This window comes from Bradyrhizobium sp. SPXBL-04 (assembly GCF_051853035.1).
In the GTDB taxonomy this organism is placed as follows: Bacteria; Pseudomonadota; Alphaproteobacteria; order Rhizobiales; family Xanthobacteraceae; genus Bradyrhizobium; species Bradyrhizobium zhanjiangense.
Genome location: NZ_CP182472.1, coordinates 2,741,491 through 2,761,112 on the forward strand (window position 1 = coordinate 2,741,491; position 19,622 = coordinate 2,761,112).

Here is a 19,622-nt window from a genome sequence, read left to right on the forward strand (position 1 = left end):
GCAGGCGGACGATCTTGGAGTTCGGCCCATGGAAGCAGCTCCGCATTGCAGGACGAGCTTTCCGCCACGTCGAGAACGGGAGTGATCTGCCTAATCAATCCAAGCTCGCGAAGAAGTCTGGACCATAGATAGTGCAGCACGGTCCAAGCTATTGGTTGTGCCGCGTACACTTCGCCGCGAAGCACGACGAAGGAGCGATCCATGCCTGTTGCAAAATGTCGAATGAGATTTCGGTTTGATCCATCGGGAGTAAGCTTTGCGACCTGCAGTTGGCATGACGCTCGCGTAGCTCGGATGATCGGTGTGTCAGTCGCAATTTCATCGGTCACCACGACGTCGAAGCGATTTCGTTCGAGGAATCTGACAAGATCCTCCTTTAAATAGTTTGGATTCTCGAATGGTATGGCAATCTTCCATCCAATGGCCAAGAAAAGCGTGGCCGCGATGCACAACCTAAATGCGCGGGAAGAGCTCACGCCTCACCCCCAGCATGCAGAAGCCGATCATCAGGCCCAGAATGGTGGTGTTCGCGACCGCGTCGCCCCAGGGACTATGGAACTTAGAGTAGTGCCATTGGCTCAATCCCATAAAGCTTATACGGGTGACATTTACCGCGATGACTGAAAAACAGGCCATCAGAGACCAGCATAGATCGTAAGCAGATTTCTTGTGGCTGACTAACTGGCTCAGGGTAACCCAGCACAGAATTGCAAGCGACACGTTTGCGAGCGAAGAACACGCCGGCAGAATGACCAGAACGCCGGAAGCATCGGCAAATTCGACGATGTCCCCGCTCCGATGCGTCCGTAATATCCAGCCAACGAGCGATGCATCGATCCGCAATATCGGTTCGGCAAAAAACTGAAAGAGCAGGCGGCTCCAAAACATGGGTACGGCGGTAGCCAGCAATATGAGAGCGCCACGCCGCGACGATGAGACATCGGCTGTGTTGATGATGTACAGGCTGAGCGCAGTTACCGCCAGCCAGCTGACGGGGGCTATTGGTAGAACGGCGAGCAGCACAACGGTCGCTCCCAGGACGAGCTCTGAAGATCGAATCCCAATCGTTCGATCTTTAAGAACGAGCGAGACGCCGGCGGCACACGATATCCAGACTATTACACTGATCTCGAAGGTGCCGAGAAGCGCATCCATCAATCCAAACCTGTGGATCGATTGAATGACGCGGGATGCGAGGCCACTGGCGCAAGCCAGCGCGAATAGTCCCGCAAAGAATTCACCGCGCGTTAGCTCCTTCGATAATTGCGACGCGGAGCTACGAACAATCGGTCCATCCAGAGCGGTCACAATATAGGGCCTCGTGTCAATTAAACTTAGCGGTGAGAAGTTCGAACTTCAGCAGGAGCATAATCGAGAACGTTCCAAGATATCTCCGCTTGGGCAGCCGGCTCGTCGGTTCTGTCGCTGGGGAGGGTGAGTGCAGTAGCACGAGCCGGATGCCGGTCGCCGTCGTCGACCCGGATCTCGTTGCGTCGATTGGCCGAAGACATGCGTTGGAGGTCCCTTTGACACGACCTGGCGCCGATGGTTCAGCCGCGATGCCGCCGCCACATGAACCATTCTCGGCTCCGTTGCTTAGGTCCGCGTTCATTTTAGGCCAGCGCTTTGAAGGTCGCGACCTGCATCACCCATGCCGCAGAGCCCTGGAGAGATGCGGTCGCACTGTAGCTACCCGTCGCGGTTACGAACCGGTCCTCGGCAATATCAAGGTCGGGCGTTGTAATGACACGCGTGGTAAAGCCGCTGCCTGCCGCAGTAAACCCACCCGTAGTCGTTCCGGCACCAATAATGAGCTCATGGGCGGTGGAGGTTGTAACGGCCCCGGTGCTGGCTGAACTGTTGGTGCCCGACGCCGAGGTGCCGACATCAAAGGGATTGATGAGAGCGAGACCGCTGTACTCCAAAGCGCGAATGTCCACGTATTGAGCCGCAGTGTCGAAGGCCACTGTCACGGTGTTTGCGCCGGCGGCGGCTTGCTTGATGTTCGGGGCGTAGTAGATGGCCTGGCTGATGCCGGTGCCTCGCGCTGTCGGAACGGCGAGCTGATAGACATTGCCGGCCGAGTCCGTGACGGACGTGATGTTCGACGTGGTGTTATTCCATCCGATCACGAGGATGTTCGTATTCCCTGTCGTCTGCGCGTTCGTGTAGGAGACCGATACCTGGGTCTGGTTGGTTTGCGGGGTGGCGGAATTCGCCTGGACGAATGCCAATGGTGCCGGCGCCGTGACTGCATTGTACGTGGCAGTGTAGGTGGCACCGCCAACGGGAACGACGATAATGTGGTCCTGAGTGCCGCCATCCGACCACGAGGCGAAGTTGTAGGTGGTCGTTCCGACCGTCGTGTTGCGGGCTTCGATTTCGTGATTGAAGCCGATGAGCGTATCGTAAGTGAAAGGTGTCGCGTGTGCGATGCCATCCAGATACAGCGTGAGTCCGCTCGGAGCCGTGGCGAAGTTTAGATTGACCTTGTCGGGGAAGATGGTGACCGATTGGCTCGATTGCAGCCCGCTGGAATCGGTTACGGTCAGCGTTATTCGATACCGCGTGTATCCGCTGAAGTCGTGACCGCTGGTCGGAATCGTGAACGTGCCGCTCGTCACGCCGGTGATGGGAGTCCCGGGATGAACATGGCCTTCATGGAGGAAGTCGATATTCCAGGTATAAGCACTTGCGGGGAGTGTACCATCTTCGGCATCGGTCGCGGTGCCGCTGAATGTGATCACGTCGCCCGCCCTGAAGGTCGCGCCATCGGTTGGCGCAAGGAGGCTGACAACGGGACTATTGCCGACGCTGATTGCGATCGGGGTCGATAGCGTGGAATTGACTCCGTCGGAGACCGTCAGCCGGGCCTGATACGGGCCAGCGACCGTATATGTGTGCGACGGGTTGGCCGCGGTCGAAGTCACGCCGTCACCGAAGTTCCACGAATAGGTGAGAGGCTTTCCTTCCGGATCAGATGAACCGCTGCTGGAGAAGTTGACGGTGAGCGGGCTGGGTCCTTTCGTTGGTGATGCGGAAGCCATCGCTACAGGTGGCAGATCCGATTCAATGAACTCGATGCGGCGGATTTTGCTTACGCCGAATGTGCCGCTGATATCGGAATAGCCGAGGTCGACATAGTAAAGCGCGCCATCGGGGCCTTCGGTCAAGTAGACAATGTCGCCGTAGGGGCCATCTACCGAGCCGTCGGGTGGCTCGAAGTTGAAGACGCCGGTGACGTTTCCGTTGGCGTCAAACGTCATGCGCTTGATCCAGTTCTGAGTGTAATCCGCGAAAAAGAAGCTGCCCTGATAGCTGCTTGGGAATTGCGTGCCGTGATAGACAAACCCGGCGACGACTGCCGCGTCGCGGCCATTATGCGGATAATAGTAAGCAGGTGCCGTGTAGGCAGGATTTCCGTCCGGCGCTTCCACGTTTGGCCAGCCGTAATTGGCACCCTTCGCTCCGATGTCGATTTCTTCAATTGCCGTTGAGTAGACGTTCCCGCCGACATCGCCGATGATCAGCCGCCCGGTGGGCGCGTCGTAGTAGGCGCGGAAGGGATTGCGCAGACCAAGCGCCCATACTGCATCGTAGTTCGGTCCGTTGCCGTCGTAGAACGGGTTGTCGGTGGGAACGGTGCCGTCCATGTTGTATCGCAGGATCTTGCCGCGCGGCTTCGTGAGGTCCTGCGCTTCGCCAGCCTGGAAATGCTCCCCGGTCGTGAGCAGGATCTTGCCGTCGTTGCTGAAGTTAATCGCCCCGCCGTGGTGTTCGGCATTGGCAATTTCCGTATCCTGATAGATGACGAACTCGCTACCAGGCACGGTACCCGTCAGCGTCGCGTTCGCCGTGAAGCGCGAGAAGCGATCCACGTTCGGCGTCCCCAGCGTATAGAAGATGTAATAGTAGTGATTGGTGTTGAAGTTGGGATCGAGTGCAATGTCATAGATGCCTTGCTGTACGCCCGCCGAGCCGATGTTGGTGAGTTGCAGGAAAGGCGTTGGATCGGGCGTGGTATAGGGCGGCGGCAATATCTTGATTGTACCCGCAAGTTCCACCACGAGCATGCGGCCGTCGGGAAGGAATTTGATCGCGGTCGGCAGATTGAATCCCGTCGCCAGGATTTCGTTCTGGAAGAAGCTGCTGTTCGCGACATTAACGGTTATCGGTGCTGACAGTGTCGTATGGCCGTCTATGTCGGTCGCCATCGCCGTGATAGTGTGCGCGCCGTTACTTGCCGTACGCGTGTCCCATGCAAGCGCGTAAGGATCGGTCGTATCGGGGAAGCCGGTTGCCACGTTGTCGATATAGAACTGCACATTGGCGATGCCGGTATCGTCGGTTGCATCTGCGGTCACATTGACAATGCCGCTAACTTGCGCCCCATTGATTGGGGAATCTATCAAGACCTGCGGTGATCCGGCCGTCGGGTTGCCGACCGGCGTCGTCATGTCCGATTGCACTTGCGCCGACGTCAGCACGCGGTTGTAGATGCGCAGATCGTCGAGCGCTCCCTTGTAGAATTGCGCGGTCGACGCATCCGCTCCGATGCGCATGGGATTGCCGCGCGCCGTGATAGTTGCTGACAGCGCCTGCGTGTTGACGAGGGTTCCGTTGACATAGGTCTTGACCTGCGCACCATCGAAAGTGATGGCGAGGTAGGACCACTGGTTGAATGGCAAAGTGGTTCCTGAGGCGGCGACGCGCGCGCCACTGGATGTTCCAATATAGAAATCGGTCTGATTGCCGCCGTGCAGTTCCAGCCCATACTGGTAGTAGGGCGACGACATAGTCGTATTCCAGAACTTCCCGATAACGACGGAATCGCCGCTCGCGAGCGGTTGGGGATTGATCCACATCGACAATGTAAGGGCACTACCGGAGATGTTGGTTGAAGCAGAGTTTGGAATAGAAATGTAGTCATTCACTCCGTCAAAGCTCGCGGCCTGGCCATGCTTGCCGGCCACCCAGGCAACGCCGTTGTTGAGTGTCGCTAGGTTCGACTGCCCTGAGGAATCGCCCGCAGTCGTTCCGGATCCTTCATCGAAGGAATAGGCAGCAACCAGACCCGGTGTTTGAGTGTTTGACACCGTGATGCTGACGGGCAGCGAATCGCCGGTGTTTCCGGAGGTATCCCGTGCGCGCGCCGTGATCGTGTGGACGCCATTCGCGACCGTCGTCGTGTCCCAGCTGACGCTGTAGGGTGATGTCAGGTCTTCGCCCCCGCCGACCGCGATATTGTCCACCAGGAAGGTCACGCCAGCCACCCCAGCATTGTCGGACGCATTGGCACTGATCGTGATCGTCCCTGAAACGGTCGCAGATCCCGTCGGCCCTGTGATCGTGGCCGTGGGTAATGTCGTGTCGGGCGTCAGCGTTGTGGCGCTGGCCGGTGCGGATTGTCCAGAGAGGTTTGCCGCCGCGTCCTTCGCCCGCACGGTATAAGTGTAGGATGTGCCCGGCGACAGGCCGGTATCGCTGAACGTGGTCGTCGTCGGGGTGCCGACTTGCGCACCATTGCGGAAGACCTGATAGCCGGTGACCGCAACGTTGTCGGTCGAGGCGTTCCACGAAAGATTGATCTGCGTTGTTGAAGCCGCGGTCGCCACCAGGCCCGTAGGAGTCGATGGCGGCGTGGTGTCCTGGGTGGCGGTCGTCGTGAAGGTGGCGTTTGAGCCGATCCTTTCGTTCCCGGCGGCGTCGATCGAGCGGACGCGGTAATTGTAAGTGGTGTTGGGAGCAAGACCGGTTAGCGCAACGCTGTGTGCCGTCACCAGGGTCGCATCAAGCGTCGTCGACGATCCGTAACTGGTCGTCAGCCCATACTCGACCCGCGAAGTCGCGGCCTCATTGGTCGTCCACGTGACTCGTGCGGTGCTGCCGGTAATGTTCGTTGCTGTCTGCCCGGAGATCGTTGGTGCGGTCGTGTCAAGCACGATGGTATCGGTCGCCGCCGCCGACCAGTTGCCCGCGGCGTCCATGAACTGGACATAGACCGTCTTGGTGCCCGTTGCATTTGACAACGTCCAGGCCTTGGTCGGGGCGAAGGCTTCCGCCGCCGAATACGAACTCCCGCTATTGGAGAAGCGCATCTGCTTGACGGAAGTGACGGCATCGGTCGCAGTGAGCGTAAGCGTGACCGAGGTACTGTTGGTCGCCGCGGCACCGCCGTTGATCGTCACCGTACCGGTGGGCGCTTGATTGTCGACCGTGACGTTGACCGGCGTCGAAGTAGTTATGTTATTGGCAGCATCGCGTGCCTGCGCCGTCAGCGCATGAGAGCCGTTCGATGCCGTGGTCGTGGTCCATGAGACACCGTACGGCGAGGTGGTATCCTCCGTACCGATCAGGGTGTTGCCGTCCAGCAGGAACTTGACGCCGATAACGCCAACATTGTCCGACGCGCTCGCTGCAAGACTCACCGTTCCGGATACGATCGGGGCCGGAGGCGTGAGGGACACGGTTGGAGGCGTCGTGTCCGCCGTTCCGGCGAGAGGCGTTGCCATGTCGGACTGGATCTGCGCCTGAGTGAGCGCGTGGTCGGCGATGCGCACGTCATCGATACGGCCGGGGAATTCGTAACCGATGCTGCCGGCCCGGCGGCCGATGTTCACATTGGCTGTCGAATTCTGCTGGGAATTCGTGACGGTGCCGACCAACTGACCGTTGTCGAGCGTGCCATTGAGGTACACGTCGATGGTCTGGTTCGCAGCGTCGTAGACGCCGGCGATGTGGTACCACGTGTTGAGTTGCAGCGGCGTCGCGCCATAGCGGAACATCGGCTGGCCGGCACTGTTGGTGAGCTTGAATCCGATGGTGCGGGGACCGGTATCGGCGGTGATATCGAGCTGATATCCGGACTCGCTCGAGCTGCGCTTGGACACGACCGCAGCATCATCGGAGGGGAACGCACTGACGTAAACCCACGCACCGACCGTCATGCTGCCCGTGAATTGCAGCGCAGTCGGATTGCCGAGATTGACGAAGTCATTCACGCCATCGAGTGCGACCGCATTGCCGTATCGTCCGGTTGTGAAAGTCGGACCGTTCGTGAGCGTGCCGACGATACCGTGACCCGACGCATCTGCCGTCGTGGTGCCCGAGGCCTCGTTGAAGGCGTAGCCGGCCGTGATGCCGAGCGGGTCTGCGGCAAGCAGCAGGCGCGGTTCGAGCGTCTCGAAGATCAGCGGCGAATGGCTAGCATCGCGTTTGCCATCGACGATCGTCTTGCGATCGCTCCTCGCGCTGCCGTGAACAATCCGTCGCGCCAGATGGCCGAAAATGCCCCAGGAACCCGACATCGTTGTCTCCGAATGCCACAACCCGAAATCGCGCTGGATAAATAATTGATATTTAATGCAAGTTAAATAGTACCATAATGCGCCCGCCTCGCCATATATTTATAAAACTTTTTATATAGAGATATAATAATATTTGGTGAGTAAGGAACCGTCATTCGTTCCCGGCGAAGCTGAGAATTCTATTGACACGAAGATCTTCAGCGAGGGCGGCCCGTCTGGCTCGCCCGTGAAGGCGCTCGGCCGCGTGTTGGCCATAGCTGCGTAATGCGCGTCCTAATGCTCCTTGAATTGGGTGTGTCCGTTTCGATCGCTTGCCTAGCAACCGAAGAAGCTTCGGGTTCATGAAGCGTCTGAAGAGCTCATCATCGAGCGCGACGATCGTTTCGTAGGTACCGGGATCACCCTGGCGGCCGGCGCGCCCAAAGAGTTGGCGGTCGATGCGGCGGGACTCGTGATATTCGGTCAGGATGACATGCAAGCCGCCTCGGCTCCGGACCGCAGGATGAAGTTGTATGTCGGTGCCGCGGCCGGCCATGTTGGTAGCGACGGTAATGCGGCCCGGTTGACCCGCGCCCGCAATGATCTCGGCTTCTGCGTGGTCCTGTCGCGCGTTAAGAACCACGGCCTCGAGTCCCGATCTGCCAAGCAACTGCGAAATTTGTTCAGATGCTTCAACCGAGCGGGTCCCGACGAGCACGGCGCGACCTTTGCGAACGATGTCGTGAACTGAATCGACCACGGCGTCCCATTTGAGGTTGGCCGTCGGAAACAAGCGTGTGCCGGCATTCGTTCGTCGCAATGGCCGGTTTGTTGGGATGCGTACGACGCGGAGGCCATAGGTGCCGTACAGTTCCCCTGCCGGCTCGACCGCCGTCCCGGACATGCCGCAAAGATGCATGTAGCGGCGGAAGAAGCGCTGATAGGTTATTTGCGCAAGGGTCGTGCGTCGCTCCGTGATGGTGCAATGTTCTTTGGCTTCGATGAGCTGGTGAATGCCGCCTTCCCACGAACGGTCCGGCATGATGCGCCCGGTATACTCGTCGACGATCTGCACCTTGCCATCGGCGACGATATACTGAACGTCGCGTCGGTAGAGATGAAGGGCGGCAAGCCCATGCTGCGCGAGTTCTTCGCGCGCGCGCCGGATTGCCCATAGCCCTGGTAGGCCCGCAGCGAGCTGAGCGATCCGGCTCTCGCCGCGGGTGGTCAGCCGCACCGACTTCTCGTTTGCGCGCACATGAAAGTCGTCGCCGGGCACCAGGCGTCGAGCGAGATCAAGTGCGGTCTCGTATAGGCCCCCGGCGTTCTCGGGCCCTTCTTGCGTTCCGGAGAGGATCAATGGCACGCGGGCCTCATCGATCAGGATGCTGTCAGCTTCGTCCACGATCGCGAAATGCAGACCGCGCAAGAGCGGTGATAGATGGTGGCTAGCAAGTCTGCTGTTGAATATTGTGTCGAGAGAAAGCCGAGAACGGGCACGGCGGGAGCCGAGCGCGAGCCGATCGCGGAGATAGTCGAACACAAGCTCCTTGTTGGTACAATAGGTGACGTCACTTGCGTAGGCTCTTTGCCGCTCTTGCCGCGACTGCCCGTGCGCGACGAGCCCGACCGTAAGATCGAGCGCATTGTAGATAGGTGCGAGCTGATCGGCGTCGCGGCGCGCGAGATAATCGTTGACCGTGATGATATGAACCGGACGTCCCATGAGTGCGGCGGTGATCGCCGGCAGCAGCGCCGTCAAAGTCTTGCCTTCACCGGTTTCCATTTCGGCGACCGCGCCTCCCATCATGGCGGCGCCGCCGAGCAATTGTACCGGAAAGAGACGCATCCCGATGTGACGACGCGCCGCCTCGCGCACAAGCGCGAACGAACGCGCCATTTGATGCGAGTAGGGGGGAGTTGACAGCAATGATGCGCGCAGCTCCTCCGCGGTTTCGCGCAAACGTCGGTTCGTCAGGACAGCGAACTGCGGTTCCAGATCACCGACCAACCGGACAAAGCGGCCGAGGCGGTCGCGCGCGAGGACCGGCTGCAGGAAGGGCAAGACCCGGCCCCAAGCGTCGAGCAGGGTAGCATCGAGTGCAATCTCTCGGCGAGCGGCTTGCTCTGCATAGGGTGCGTCCACCGCCACCGAGGTCAAACTGGCGAAGCTTCGTTTGCGCTTGAGCATACGGATGCCCTCAGACCTGCAGCTGAGACAGCAATAATTGTCGTAGACGGCGCCAGATCTGCTGGCCCGGCGGCTCCCAGTTGAAGTTGAAGCGGATGTAAGCGTGACCGCCGAACGCGGTGGCTGCCGGTGCATTTTCGGGCAGCACAAGATCAATTTGGAAGACGCGTTGCAGCGTCTTTACGCCTTCGGGATCGCCAGGATCGACGGAGAAAGCGCCGCCGCCGGCGCCGCCCAAAGCCCTGCTGGGGAGGACGTCACGGCCTGCCGGTATTTCGCGAATGGACTCAACGGGCAACGTCTCGTCAGGGCGCTCTGCGAGTTTAACTTCGGCGCTCTGCAGCCGATGGCGAACGAGGTCGATGTCGTCCTGACGGATTGGTGCGCGAACGATGCGTGAACCGGGAGTAAGTACGTAGCCGATCTGTTGCCCTTCGCGCAGGAAGCGTCCAGGCAGATCCTGTGGTTTCATAACGGCAAAGGTGCCATCGCTGCGGCTGTGCACGATGAGGCGCGCGGCGCGATCGGTCGCGGTCGCGAGCTCGGCGCGTGCCTGCCCCAATTCCATTGTGGTGATCTCCGCGCTCGCGCGGTCGGTAAAGCGCTCGGTGGCAAGCCTCGTCTCGAGTTCGGCGACGCGTGCGCGGAGAATTGAGAGTTCGGCCTGGAGTGTTGATTCCTCGCTTTCGACCAGCGCTTCTCCGGCTGTGACGTTCATGCCTGGTTGGACCAGAAGTGCGCGCGCGAAGCCGTCGGTTCTCGCGCGCACGATTGCATTCTCCGGCAACCAGACGACGCCTTCCGTCGTGGTGTAAGAAGGGATCGGAATTAGGAAAAGCATCAACCCGGTGGTCAGGATCGTGCCGAAGGTCGCCGTCACGACGCGGGCGCGATTGCGGTGAAGGCTCGGGCTCGCGAGCACGAACCACAGTGCCTTGCCGATCGGAAGCGCAACACCTGTCAGCAGGCTCCAGACCGCGATCGAGACGCCGAGGGCGAGATACTGCGAGGCGACGAACACGGCGATCGCGAGCATCACGACCTGGCGGTAAAGGAAAGCAGCCGGTGCGTAAAGAACGAACCAGATTCGTTCGCCAGTCGTGGCTACGAAATCCTTCGATCCATCCGCGCGAAACGCGTAGCGATTGACAAGGTAGGTCCAGTACCGGGTAGCACGCAGCGCCAGGTTCGGGATTTCCAGCAGATCCGCGAGAATGTAGTAGCCGTCATATCGCAGGAGTGGATTGCCGTTGTATACCAGGGTCGAGACACCGGCCACGGCCAGCGCGTCGAATGCGAGCGCGCGGACAAGTCCAGCCTCTACGGTAAGCCATACGTAGAGCGCGAGCGCAGCGAAGAACACTTCGACAATCATTCCGGCCGCGCCGACAAGAGCGCGCCTCCACTTGCTGCGGAATGCCGATGCGGCAGAAGCGTCGACATAGGGCAACGGGGCGAACACTAGGATCATGATTCCGAATTCGGGTACTGTTCCCCCGAACGCCGTGACCGCAAATCCATGTCCAAATTCATGCAACGTCTTGAGCAGGAGATACACCAGCGCGAGCGACAGAAGGTTGTCGGCGGCTAAGATTCGGTCGGAGGCGTCGGCTGTTAGTTCCTGCCAGTGTTGTGCCGCGAGTAGAGGCGCCGGCAACACCACCAGTAGCCACAGCACGGCACCCGGCAAACCGAATAACCATTCGGCAAGCGGCCGCGTACGCTCGAAAAACCTGATCGGATGCCAAAGCGGAATCCGCAGGGCCAGGGGGTAGAGCACGTTGCCGAGCCACCTGGATCGTTTGGCTTTCGCCGCACGCGCGACCAGCGCGCTTGCATCCGGAGTCACTTCGGTTTGTAACAGGTCGAAAGCGCTGAGTTCGGCCAACAATTGGATGGCGTCGGTCTGGCTCGGCGCCTCCTCTGCAAGAGCGGATCCGACCTCATGCCAGATCTGGTCAACCGTTCGCACGCCGTCCATCGCGGCCACGATCATGTAGCCGGCAGGCGACAAGCGGTGCATGCGGCCGGTCGCGTGATCCTGCACGACGTACCAAATGCAGCCCCGATACCGATGTCGGTAGACGGAGGTGTGGTCGCGAAGCTTCGGCCTGCGTTGCGCGACGCGATACCAGGAAGAGCTTAGAAACGGGGCTGTGGTCATATCGCCCCTCTCACGGCAGGTACTTCCACGCGGCGAGGCGCAGCCAATCGATGACAGGATGCATCCAGATCCACGCAAGCGAGCGTCGTCCGGAATTGATCTTTGCAACGCCTTCCATCCCGGGACGCAATGCAAGGCCCGCTTCCGAGAGGCGGGCCTCGATCCGAAAAGCATTGCGTCCTTCCTCGGCGAGCGTAACCGGCGTGATCTTGCTCAGGGTCATTGGCACCGGTTCGCCGGGCCTGCCTGCGAGCGCGACGGTGCCGCTTTGCCCGACCGCCACGAAGCGAACGTCACGTTCGTCGACCTGAACGATCAAGCGATAGGAATTGAGTGGCGCCACCTCGAACAGCGTCTTTCCCTTCTCCACGGGGGAGCCGAGCATCTGGCTCAGGTCGCCGGAGACGACGACACCGTCGAATGGAGCGAGGATCCGGGTGCGGGCGAGCTTCTCTTCGGCGAGTGCCAACTGCGCCTCCGCCTGCCGGATCTGCGGTTCCAGCACCACGAGGCCGTTGCGATTGTGCTTGGCGAGCGCCTCGCGATCGCGCTGAAGCAGCTTGTCGAGTTCGGCTCGCCACTTCAACCGATCGAGCACGAAATCCCGGTCCTCAAGCTGGGCGAGAAGGTCGCCCTGCCGCACCGTGTCGCCAGCCCGTGCCGGGGCCGCTCGAACAAATCCGTCGAACGGAGCCACAGCTGCGCGCTGCACTTCGGCCTCAAGCACCGATTTCGCGGTGACGCGGTGCTCGCCTTTCGCAAAGACCAGGGTCAGCGCAAGCACCATGACACCGCCGACGCAGAGCTTGAGGGTCGGCCGCCGTGCGCCGAACAGTGCCGCGCATCCGTCACCGATACCGTCAACCACACGTCCGCCCAAGAGCCGGTTCGCCCGCAGCTGCAATCCAATCTGAGGTCCCAGCAGCGCCGCGATCCCTTCCACCAACTTCAGCGCGTCGTCCGTAAAGGGCTCGGCGCGGTGACGTTCGAAGGTGAGAGCGCCGGTCGGTTCTCCATGGGGGCCGACCAGTACAGCTGACATCGTCGACGAGCCGGACGCTTTTGCTTCCTCCGTCAGTGCCCGATGGGCGATGGTCACGACACGTCCCATCCTCGGCAATGGCGGATAAGCGACGCAGCCACGCTGCTCGATCGCCTCTTCCATTGCGTTCTCGATCGCATTGACGAGGCGGCTCTCGCGTTTGAAGCTGGCCGAGAACGAAACCGCGCGCAGGCGGATTGTGCCATTCCGACCGATAATGCCCAGCGATGCGCGCTCGCACCGCAGTCGGGTTGCCAGCTCATTGACCACCGCGATTGCCATACCGCTCAACCGCGGCTGCGCGTTCACTGTGACGAGGAGGTCGAGGCACGATGCGGCTCGCGTTACGTCAGACGAGAGATCCTTAGTGTGCCTGGCCCAGGGCAATGCCTCGAGCCAGCCCGCGCCCCAGCGCAATTGCTCAGCGACGACGGCCGGGGTGACTAGGGGCTTGGCGGCCGTCGTCGTCAATGCGATGGCCACAGCCGCAATCGGCTCGTTCGCAGTGCCCAGCGGCAGGGCGACTATCAGGGCCACAGGTTGCGCCGGCCTGGAATCAGGACCGACGCGACCGGGAGCAACGACCAAGCGGCGCTCTGCGTAGGCGGTTTCGGCCAGGCGTTTGAGATCGCTGGTGTCCACATCCCGAGGCGGCCACGTTACTGATAATGACGGCGCAGTGGAATCAACCCGCCGCATGAGCAACAGGCCCGCTAACACGCCGGCAATACGGCTGCATTGCAGCGCCAACCAGGCCGAAACAAATGTCGCTTCGTTTCCTGCGTTCAGCAATCCTTGCCAGTGCGGCGACGTCGCCGTGTCTGCGGGGACCCTCCGCAATTGTGGGGCGGGACCCCCGCCTGCTGTCAAGTCGGGCTCAGACATGTGCTGTCCAGAAAAAGCACCGACCAATGACTTGGTGGTGCTGTCGGAGGGGGGCCGCCATCTTGCGCCAATCCATTGGTTATATTATTTTTCCATTTATACCATTTTAAGTTTATTAATTCCAATTAATATTATATGCAATAAGCCTGAAGGCGGAAGCGGAATTCGGTGGGAACTCGCATGATGCGTTCAATTGAGGGAATTGTCCGCAGAGCTCAGCGGATGAACTACGGCCTGTTGTGCTTGTCCCTGCCGGCGGGGATCTTGCTTGCCAGTTCCGGTGCAAGGGCAGAGACCCCAGAAATCTCGGCGGGGGACCGAGAATTCAATTGCGTGATCGAGCCGCAACAAACCGTCAAGCTGGCGAGCCCGGCAGTCGGCATGATCGCGCGCCTCGATGTTGATCGCGGCGACATCGTTCGGCAGGGCCAAATCATTGGCAAGATCGAAGATGGAGTCGAGGCCGCAACGCTGGCGCTCGCACGGGCCCGCGCGACCAATGATGCCCCCGTGAGGTCAGCCGAAGCCCGCGCGCAGTTCCTACGTCAAAAACACGAGCGTCTGCAAGAGCTTCATACAAGGTCCGTCAGCCCACTCGCTTCACTCCAGGAAGCCGAAGCGGAGGTGCAGGTTGCCGAACAGCAGCTCAAGGAGGCGCAACTCAACAAGGAGCTTGCTCGCTTGGAAGTCGCGCACGCCGAAGAGGTTCTGAATCAACGCGCGCTGCGTAGCCCGATCGACGGCGTGGTGGTCGAGCGGCTTCTCGTTCCGGGGGAATATCGAAATGACCAGAGCCCAGTCCTCACCCTCGCACAGATTGATCCGCTGAGGGTCGAAGTATTCGTGCCCACCGCATATTTTGGTCAAATCCGTGCCGACAGCAGAGCCAAGGTGCGACCGGAGCTGCCCATCGGGGGCGTCTATATTGCCTCTGTCACCGTTGTCGACCGCGTCCTCGACGCTGCCAGCGGAACGTTCGGGGTGCGTCTGGCCTTGCCGAACCCGCGTTTGGCGCTGCCTGGGGGAGTTCGCTGCAAAGTCGAATTCGTGTTGGAGGGTGACAATCCGGCCGTGATGGCTGGTGACGCGCCATCATCCTTTCAAAAATAGAGTGGGTCGATCATCGCGAGAGCCTGAATCGGTTGATTCTGTGGTGCCGAAGTGCGGTTCATTTAGTCTCTGAAGAAAAATTTCGCTTGTATTAATTGTTTTATTTAATAGTGTAAATCGATGGCGGGAATTATTAAATCTGGAATTTAATATGACGCTGAGTTATATCGGAGACATCGAGTTCGTCGGCGAGGTCGAGTGGGATGGCAAGGCCATCGTGGTCGGGGCAGCGACCCCAATTGGGCACGTGTCGTGCAGAATCCCTCGCGAGACAATCCACGCGCTCCCGATCTATTCGGACGCCCTCGAACGCGAGATTCGTTTGGAGCGGCACCTCATTCTGGAGCGGCTCGCCCCCGCCCTACGCGCAAAAATTTCTATTTCGGGAACGGGCGAGCCAGTCGATTTGTGGCCTTGGGAGATCAGTCGCGCACGCCCTGCGGCTGTCGCGAGCGCACTACCCGCTGATCAAGAGACCGCCGGTAGATTGCCGGAGGCGATTGAAAAGGTGCAGCCGTCATGATCGGTCAGTGGGTTCAAATCGGCTAGCTTGACGAACAACGCGACCAACATTCGGCATAGCTGGACTTGAACGTCCCGTTCGGATCGACCCCCGATTCCAAGGATCCATCGCAGGCTCTGTCAGGTGGTGTCCTGCGCGAGAAGCAATGGTGCTGGCGATTTCGCGTCCCCGCCCTGCACACAAAATCCGGCGCATAACCGCGGACCGAGTGCGGCGTTTGCTTGTTGCAAAAAATATGTCTGCTCATCGCGACCATTCGCTTGGCGCGCAAAGTCACCGCTACGAGTGTGCCTGAACTATGAGGGGACGAAGTTGGAGCCCAGCCGGAGGAGCCCCTTCGGCGCCGTCCGTGCGATAACAGCGCGACGCTCGCGACACGAACGCCACCGTCGCTGACAGACGGCATAACCGAAGGGCAGCAGCGCTCTCGGAAAGAAGCAGCCGACGTGCATTTGAACCTGTTTGTCCACTGGCAGGCCCAGCTTTTTTCGTCCGAAGCTGGATTATTTAATCTCGTCGTTATTTTGGTTGATAATTAGATAAAATTTAATACATTTAAATAGGGCAATTAATCGCGCGGTTCTGGCCGTGGCCTCGCTGCGGCTGGATCCGAGCCTCAGTGGTGTTCGCAAGGGGATCGGCAGGTGTATCGAGTCTCCGGCTCCGTCTTGGTTGTAGCGGTCGCCATGATGGCCGGAGGTACTCCATGGGCGGGCGCAGGACGCCTGACGATGCCCATGACTTCTCAAGCACCACTAGGGCGCATCGAACTCGGACGGCCCACGCTCCCGCCTTTGACGTACACGATGTTCTGCCTGCGCTATGAGGCCGAATGCCGCTCGCGGCGAGGCTTCCGGGGCGGACCGGTCCGGCTGACCGAGGAGCGGTGGGCGGATCTCTTGGAGGTCAACCGCGCGGTCAATCTGGCCATTGTGCCGCTGCCCAACGACCTCGGCTTGGCGGGGGAGGCGTGGAGCGTCAATCCCGATCGCGGGGACTGCAACGACTACGCTGTAAGCAAACGTCACGAACTGCTTCGGCGTGGCTGGCCGGCGCGGGCCTTGCTGCTGAGCGAGGTCATCGTCAGCTCCGGAGAACATCATTTGGTGCTGCTCGTCCGCACCCGGAGCGGCGATCTCGTGCTCGACAATCTCGCCCCAGAGATCAAGCTCTGGTCGCGAGTCCCCTATCGTTGGCTTCGCGTACAAATGCCGAGCAGTCATCAGCTGTGGGCGACGATCGACGGGAAAGGGGCGTAATCGTTACCGGGCGAGCGCGATGCGGATCGCCATTTCCTTTCCCTTGGTGCCGCGCTCCCGTGGATCGGGCTTACTGCTCATCAGTGGACCGGCAGCGGCGAGATCCGCGAGTCGGCCCACCATGGCCGTCGTTGCCGGTCCGGTGCAGTTTGGCATTGCGGTCAATGGGTCGCCGCCGCGGCCTGGCGGCAAGGACGGCCCCAATCGCGGAGGAAGCGGACCGCGGCAAAAGGGCATCGTCGCGGCGCGCGGAGTTGGGATACGGCCGTGGTGCTCAGCCGGTCCGGCGGCGGCTTTGTCCGGATGGGCGGTTGATGAGTAGATCGGTCAGCTTCTTGCCGGCTCGAAGCTGCGCTTTCAGCCATCGAGGCTGCTTACCGCGACCGGACCAGGTTTCGGATGGGTCCTTCGGGTTCCGGTACTTTGGCAGCACTGGGGGGTAGGGACGGCGCACACGCTCCGCGTTCGGGGCCCCGGCAGTTCCCTCAATCCTGCGAAGCCGTTCTTCGAGCTTGGCTTTTTCCGCGATCATTCTCCGACTAAGAACAGTCGTCACCTCATCGTAAAGCCGCCACAGCTCGGCCGTGGTCGCGGATGCCCAGTCGTCCTTCTCCATGGAAGCCGTCCCCACTACTTCCGATTTGAAATAGGAGGGGGACTTATCAGGTCGAACCCGGGTCGGGCAAGCACGATCGGCTCGCGCGCAGCCCAGTGTGCAACGCGGTTCTTCTTGACGCTACCGGCCGGGTCCGTGCCTCCGACCGACCGGCCGCCTCTCGGCCGCTCTCCGCCGACGGACCCTTCGCATTGGACCAAGCAAGCGCTGCTCGGCCATCAACACGCGACTACGTAAATTCTGCAATTCGGTGAATTGAACGATTAGCGCCTCATGCGTTTGACGCAAAATAGCCGAAGAATACATGTGACCACCTACTCATGACCAGCGATGAGCCCGTGACTGCAGATTGGAAGTTGTGGGTTGACGAAAAGCCGCCCCAACTTTGCTGACAAGGTTTTCATCGGTGCTACTACTGAAGCAGTACAGTTATCGTTCGAGATCCCTGATCAATGGTTGGAAATAAATTCGTGCCCCTCATTTGAGCCTCGCGGCTGGCACACGACTGAGATCGGAATGATTCCAGCCGTTGTCGCGCTTGATGACCAGTCCTCGCATTATCTTAATGAATAGTATTACTTTTTTGTGCCTCCTCTTTCTGGGCTCCCTGAGGAGCCGAGTCTTTTCAGATTGCCTCGCTCCGGTGAAACTTTGTTGAATGTTAGATTTGAATCCTGAATGTCCCTATATATCGTTCGTAATAAGTGGCCGGTGACGAGTTAGATGATGTTAACCAACACTGACGAAGCGGCCAAATTACTGCATCAATACATTCTGTGGGAGGATTTTCATGTAATTACAACCCATAATTGCAGTAGAAATCGCGGTTTAGTCGATGAATATGCGGTTTCGGATTTCCTTGAGGAGACCCGCATTCTTACGGTACTGCACGCATTCTCTAAGCGAGTTACGTTGATGCGGCCATCAAGCGTTGCCGATACGTGGCTGGCGAAGTTGGCACTGCGACGTTTTGGCAGAACGGATTGGTTATGCCTCCTGCGCGTCTCTATAGAGGGAATGGTGGATTAAACGGCTGCATGCGAAGTTGTTAGCGATAGGCAAGGGAAGCATGCGCCGCATCAGAGTCGTCATCGCGGATCGGCACCCGATCGTTTTGCAGGGCATCAGCAGCGTCCTTGCGACGCAGCACGATTTTGCGATCGTGGCCTCCTGCGACGATGCTGCGAGCTGCATCGAGGCGATCCGACTCCTCGTGCCGGACATTGTGCTGGTCGATAACGCAATGCCCGACGTCAGCCGACCGGATCTTCTTGCTCTGGCAAACACCGCTGGACGAGGAGCCCGGGTCATTTTCTTCGCCGGTAAGGCCGGCGATCGCGAGTTGCAAAGGCTGGCCGCGGACGGCGCGTGCGTCGTTCTCACGAAGTATGCCAAGCCGGAGATGCTGGTCGCGACTCTGCGGAAAGTTGCACAGAACCAAGGACTTGCGTCGGGGTCGACGGGCCCTGGGGGGGAGATCAGTGAGGCGCCTCGCGCAGGTGAGGAGAAGTCCCTGACACAACTGACCGACCGGGAGCGGCAGATCATGAGGCTCGTATCGGAGGGGTTGTCGAACAAGGAGATTGGGCGCCGCCTGAACATTGCCGACGGTACGATCAAGGTCCACCTTCACCACATCTTCCAGAAGCTGGATATCAGCAATCGTACAGTTCTCGCGGCATTGGCGATTTCGCAAAACGAGCAGCATGCAGCTCCGCGTGAGTTCGCCCCCTCCGCTGCTCCAGCCGGATCCGGTGGTTCGAGATGACGAGGACGCCAAGTGCAACGGTGTCCTTCCGGAACGTTCGCGTTAGCTGCAAATCGCACTTGATTGGATATTGTTGCCGTTAACCTCGCTGCACCATCGGTGTAGGCCTTTGCTGTCGCGGGGGTGCAACGGGGCCGGTGCACGCAAGCAGGACAGGACGATTTTACCCGCGGCCTGCCGGCCCCAGCAGCACTAAAGAGGGAGTTTGATGCCGAAGCCGGCGGCTCCCTCAGAGACCTGCGAACAATCGTCGATTGTTTTCGGGCATCCTGTCCGAGATGCGTCGTTCATTACGTTAAGTGGGGGAGGTCGGTTGTCGCAGCCAAGATGCTCAGCCATGTTGCGGCAGGCCCCCTCGGCCTCGGCCAGCGTTCGGAAGGGTGAGCCGCTGATCTTGATCGCGCCATTGTTCTGGTAGAGCGGTCGCCAACTCGCCAGGTAGCCGGAACGTCCGTGAAAGCCCGGACCCGTGGGGCTTTCGAAGCTGATCACGAACGAGAAGCCATCGCAGCTCGCGCTCCATATCTCCATGCGCTCAAGGGATCGATGAAACTGCAGTGGCATGGCAAATCCTGCGGTGTCTTGGTGGTCGCTCGATTAATACAAATTAGAAATAAATACATTAAATCCTCAATTTGCAAGCCCGAAATTCGACGGCCGCCGCCGCGGAGAGCCGCAAGTTCAAGAGGCTGCGGAAAATGGCGAGAGCTGCCGGCTCGACCCACGCTTAACAGTTGCCCATTTTCAAACAAAAGTCTTGGTTGAATTCATATTTAAT

Annotated in this window: 11 protein-coding genes; 4 read left to right on the plus strand and 7 right to left on the minus strand. The window is 59.7% G+C overall.

The genetic code is table 11. The annotated features are described in order from the left end of the window. Positions 1–453: 453 nt before the first annotated feature. The 5 genes from ACNJX8_RS12780 to ACNJX8_RS12800 form a co-directional block, all read right to left on the minus strand. Positions 454–1,308 carry a hypothetical protein gene (locus ACNJX8_RS12780; protein ID WP_439360879.1) on the minus strand — a complete coding sequence of 285 codons (855 nt, stop codon included), beginning with the start codon at positions 1,306–1,308 and terminating at the stop codon, positions 454–456. Between the two features lie 305 nt (positions 1,309–1,613). Beyond that, positions 1,614–7,307, minus strand: a complete 5,694-nt coding sequence (locus ACNJX8_RS12785; RefSeq protein ID WP_439360880.1) for a LamG-like jellyroll fold domain-containing protein — start codon at positions 7,305–7,307, stop codon at positions 1,614–1,616. 151 nt (positions 7,308–7,458) lie between these two features. Next, positions 7,459–9,477, minus strand: coding sequence for a DEAD/DEAH box helicase (locus tag ACNJX8_RS12790; protein ID WP_439360881.1), 2,019 nt, complete (start codon positions 9,475–9,477; stop codon positions 7,459–7,461). Positions 9,478–9,487: 10 nt separating this feature from the next. Beyond that, the gene (locus ACNJX8_RS12795; protein WP_439360882.1) at positions 9,488–11,641 is read right to left on the minus strand and encodes a peptidase M50; all 2,154 of its coding nucleotides are present in this window, start codon (positions 11,639–11,641) and stop codon (positions 9,488–9,490) included. A gap of 10 nt (positions 11,642–11,651) precedes the next feature. Beyond that, positions 11,652–13,475, minus strand: a complete 1,824-nt coding sequence (locus tag ACNJX8_RS12800; RefSeq protein WP_439360883.1) for an efflux RND transporter periplasmic adaptor subunit — start codon at positions 13,473–13,475, stop codon at positions 11,652–11,654. 315 nt (positions 13,476–13,790) lie between these two features. Here ACNJX8_RS12800 and ACNJX8_RS12805 point away from each other — a divergent pair, with 315 nt between their 5' ends. The 3 genes from ACNJX8_RS12805 (at position 13,791) to ACNJX8_RS12815 (ending at position 16,460) form a co-directional block, all read left to right on the plus strand. Next, the gene (locus ACNJX8_RS12805) at positions 13,791–14,678 is read left to right on the plus strand and encodes an efflux RND transporter periplasmic adaptor subunit (RefSeq protein ID WP_439360884.1); all 888 of its coding nucleotides are present in this window, start codon (positions 13,791–13,793) and stop codon (positions 14,676–14,678) included. Positions 14,679–14,829: 151 nt separating this feature from the next. Further along, the gene (locus ACNJX8_RS12810; RefSeq protein WP_439360885.1) at positions 14,830–15,201 is read left to right on the plus strand and encodes a hypothetical protein; all 372 of its coding nucleotides are present in this window, start codon (positions 14,830–14,832) and stop codon (positions 15,199–15,201) included. 731 nt (positions 15,202–15,932) lie between these two features. Next, positions 15,933–16,460 (plus strand): transglutaminase-like cysteine peptidase, encoded by a 528-nt coding sequence (locus tag ACNJX8_RS12815; RefSeq protein WP_439360886.1) that lies wholly within the window; start codon positions 15,933–15,935, stop codon positions 16,458–16,460. Between the two features lie 274 nt (positions 16,461–16,734). Here the strand turns inward: ACNJX8_RS12815 and ACNJX8_RS12820 are convergent, their stop codons facing one another. Next, positions 16,735–17,076 carry an H-NS histone family protein gene (locus ACNJX8_RS12820; protein WP_439360887.1) on the minus strand — a complete coding sequence of 114 codons (342 nt, stop codon included), beginning with the start codon at positions 17,074–17,076 and terminating at the stop codon, positions 16,735–16,737. A 1,069-nt stretch (positions 17,077–18,145) separates the two neighbouring features. On the opposite strand from ACNJX8_RS12820, the gene ACNJX8_RS12825 reads away from it, so the two are divergent. Next, positions 18,146–18,844, plus strand: coding sequence for a response regulator transcription factor (locus ACNJX8_RS12825; protein ID WP_249756951.1), 699 nt, complete (start codon positions 18,146–18,148; stop codon positions 18,842–18,844). 192 nt (positions 18,845–19,036) lie between these two features. Here the strand turns inward: ACNJX8_RS12825 and ACNJX8_RS12830 are convergent, their stop codons facing one another. Further along, positions 19,037–19,408 (minus strand): hypothetical protein, encoded by a 372-nt coding sequence (locus ACNJX8_RS12830; protein ID WP_439360889.1) that lies wholly within the window; start codon positions 19,406–19,408, stop codon positions 19,037–19,039. Positions 19,409–19,622: the final 214 nt, after the last annotated feature.

Excerpts from the sequence above, each read along its gene's own strand:
- ACNJX8_RS12785 (WP_439360880.1), bottom strand. The coding sequence starts at position 7,307 with ATGTCGGGTTCCTGGGGCATTTTCGGCCATCTGGCGCGACGGATTGTT.
- ACNJX8_RS12790 (WP_439360881.1), bottom strand. The coding sequence starts at position 9,477 with ATGCTCAAGCGCAAACGAAGCTTCGCCAGTTTGACCTCGGTGGCGGTG.
- ACNJX8_RS12795 (WP_439360882.1), bottom strand. The coding sequence starts at position 11,641 with ATGACCACAGCCCCGTTTCTAAGCTCTTCCTGGTATCGCGTCGCGCAA.
- ACNJX8_RS12805 (WP_439360884.1), top strand. The coding sequence starts at position 13,791 with ATGAACTACGGCCTGTTGTGCTTGTCCCTGCCGGCGGGGATCTTGCTT.
- ACNJX8_RS12810 (WP_439360885.1), top strand. The coding sequence starts at position 14,830 with ATGACGCTGAGTTATATCGGAGACATCGAGTTCGTCGGCGAGGTCGAG.
- ACNJX8_RS12815 (WP_439360886.1), top strand. The coding sequence starts at position 15,933 with ATGCCCATGACTTCTCAAGCACCACTAGGGCGCATCGAACTCGGACGG.
- ACNJX8_RS12820 (WP_439360887.1), bottom strand. The coding sequence starts at position 17,076 with ATGGAGAAGGACGACTGGGCATCCGCGACCACGGCCGAGCTGTGGCGG.
- ACNJX8_RS12825 (WP_249756951.1), top strand. The coding sequence starts at position 18,146 with ATGCGCCGCATCAGAGTCGTCATCGCGGATCGGCACCCGATCGTTTTG.
- ACNJX8_RS12830 (WP_439360889.1), bottom strand. The coding sequence starts at position 19,408 with ATGCCACTGCAGTTTCATCGATCCCTTGAGCGCATGGAGATATGGAGC.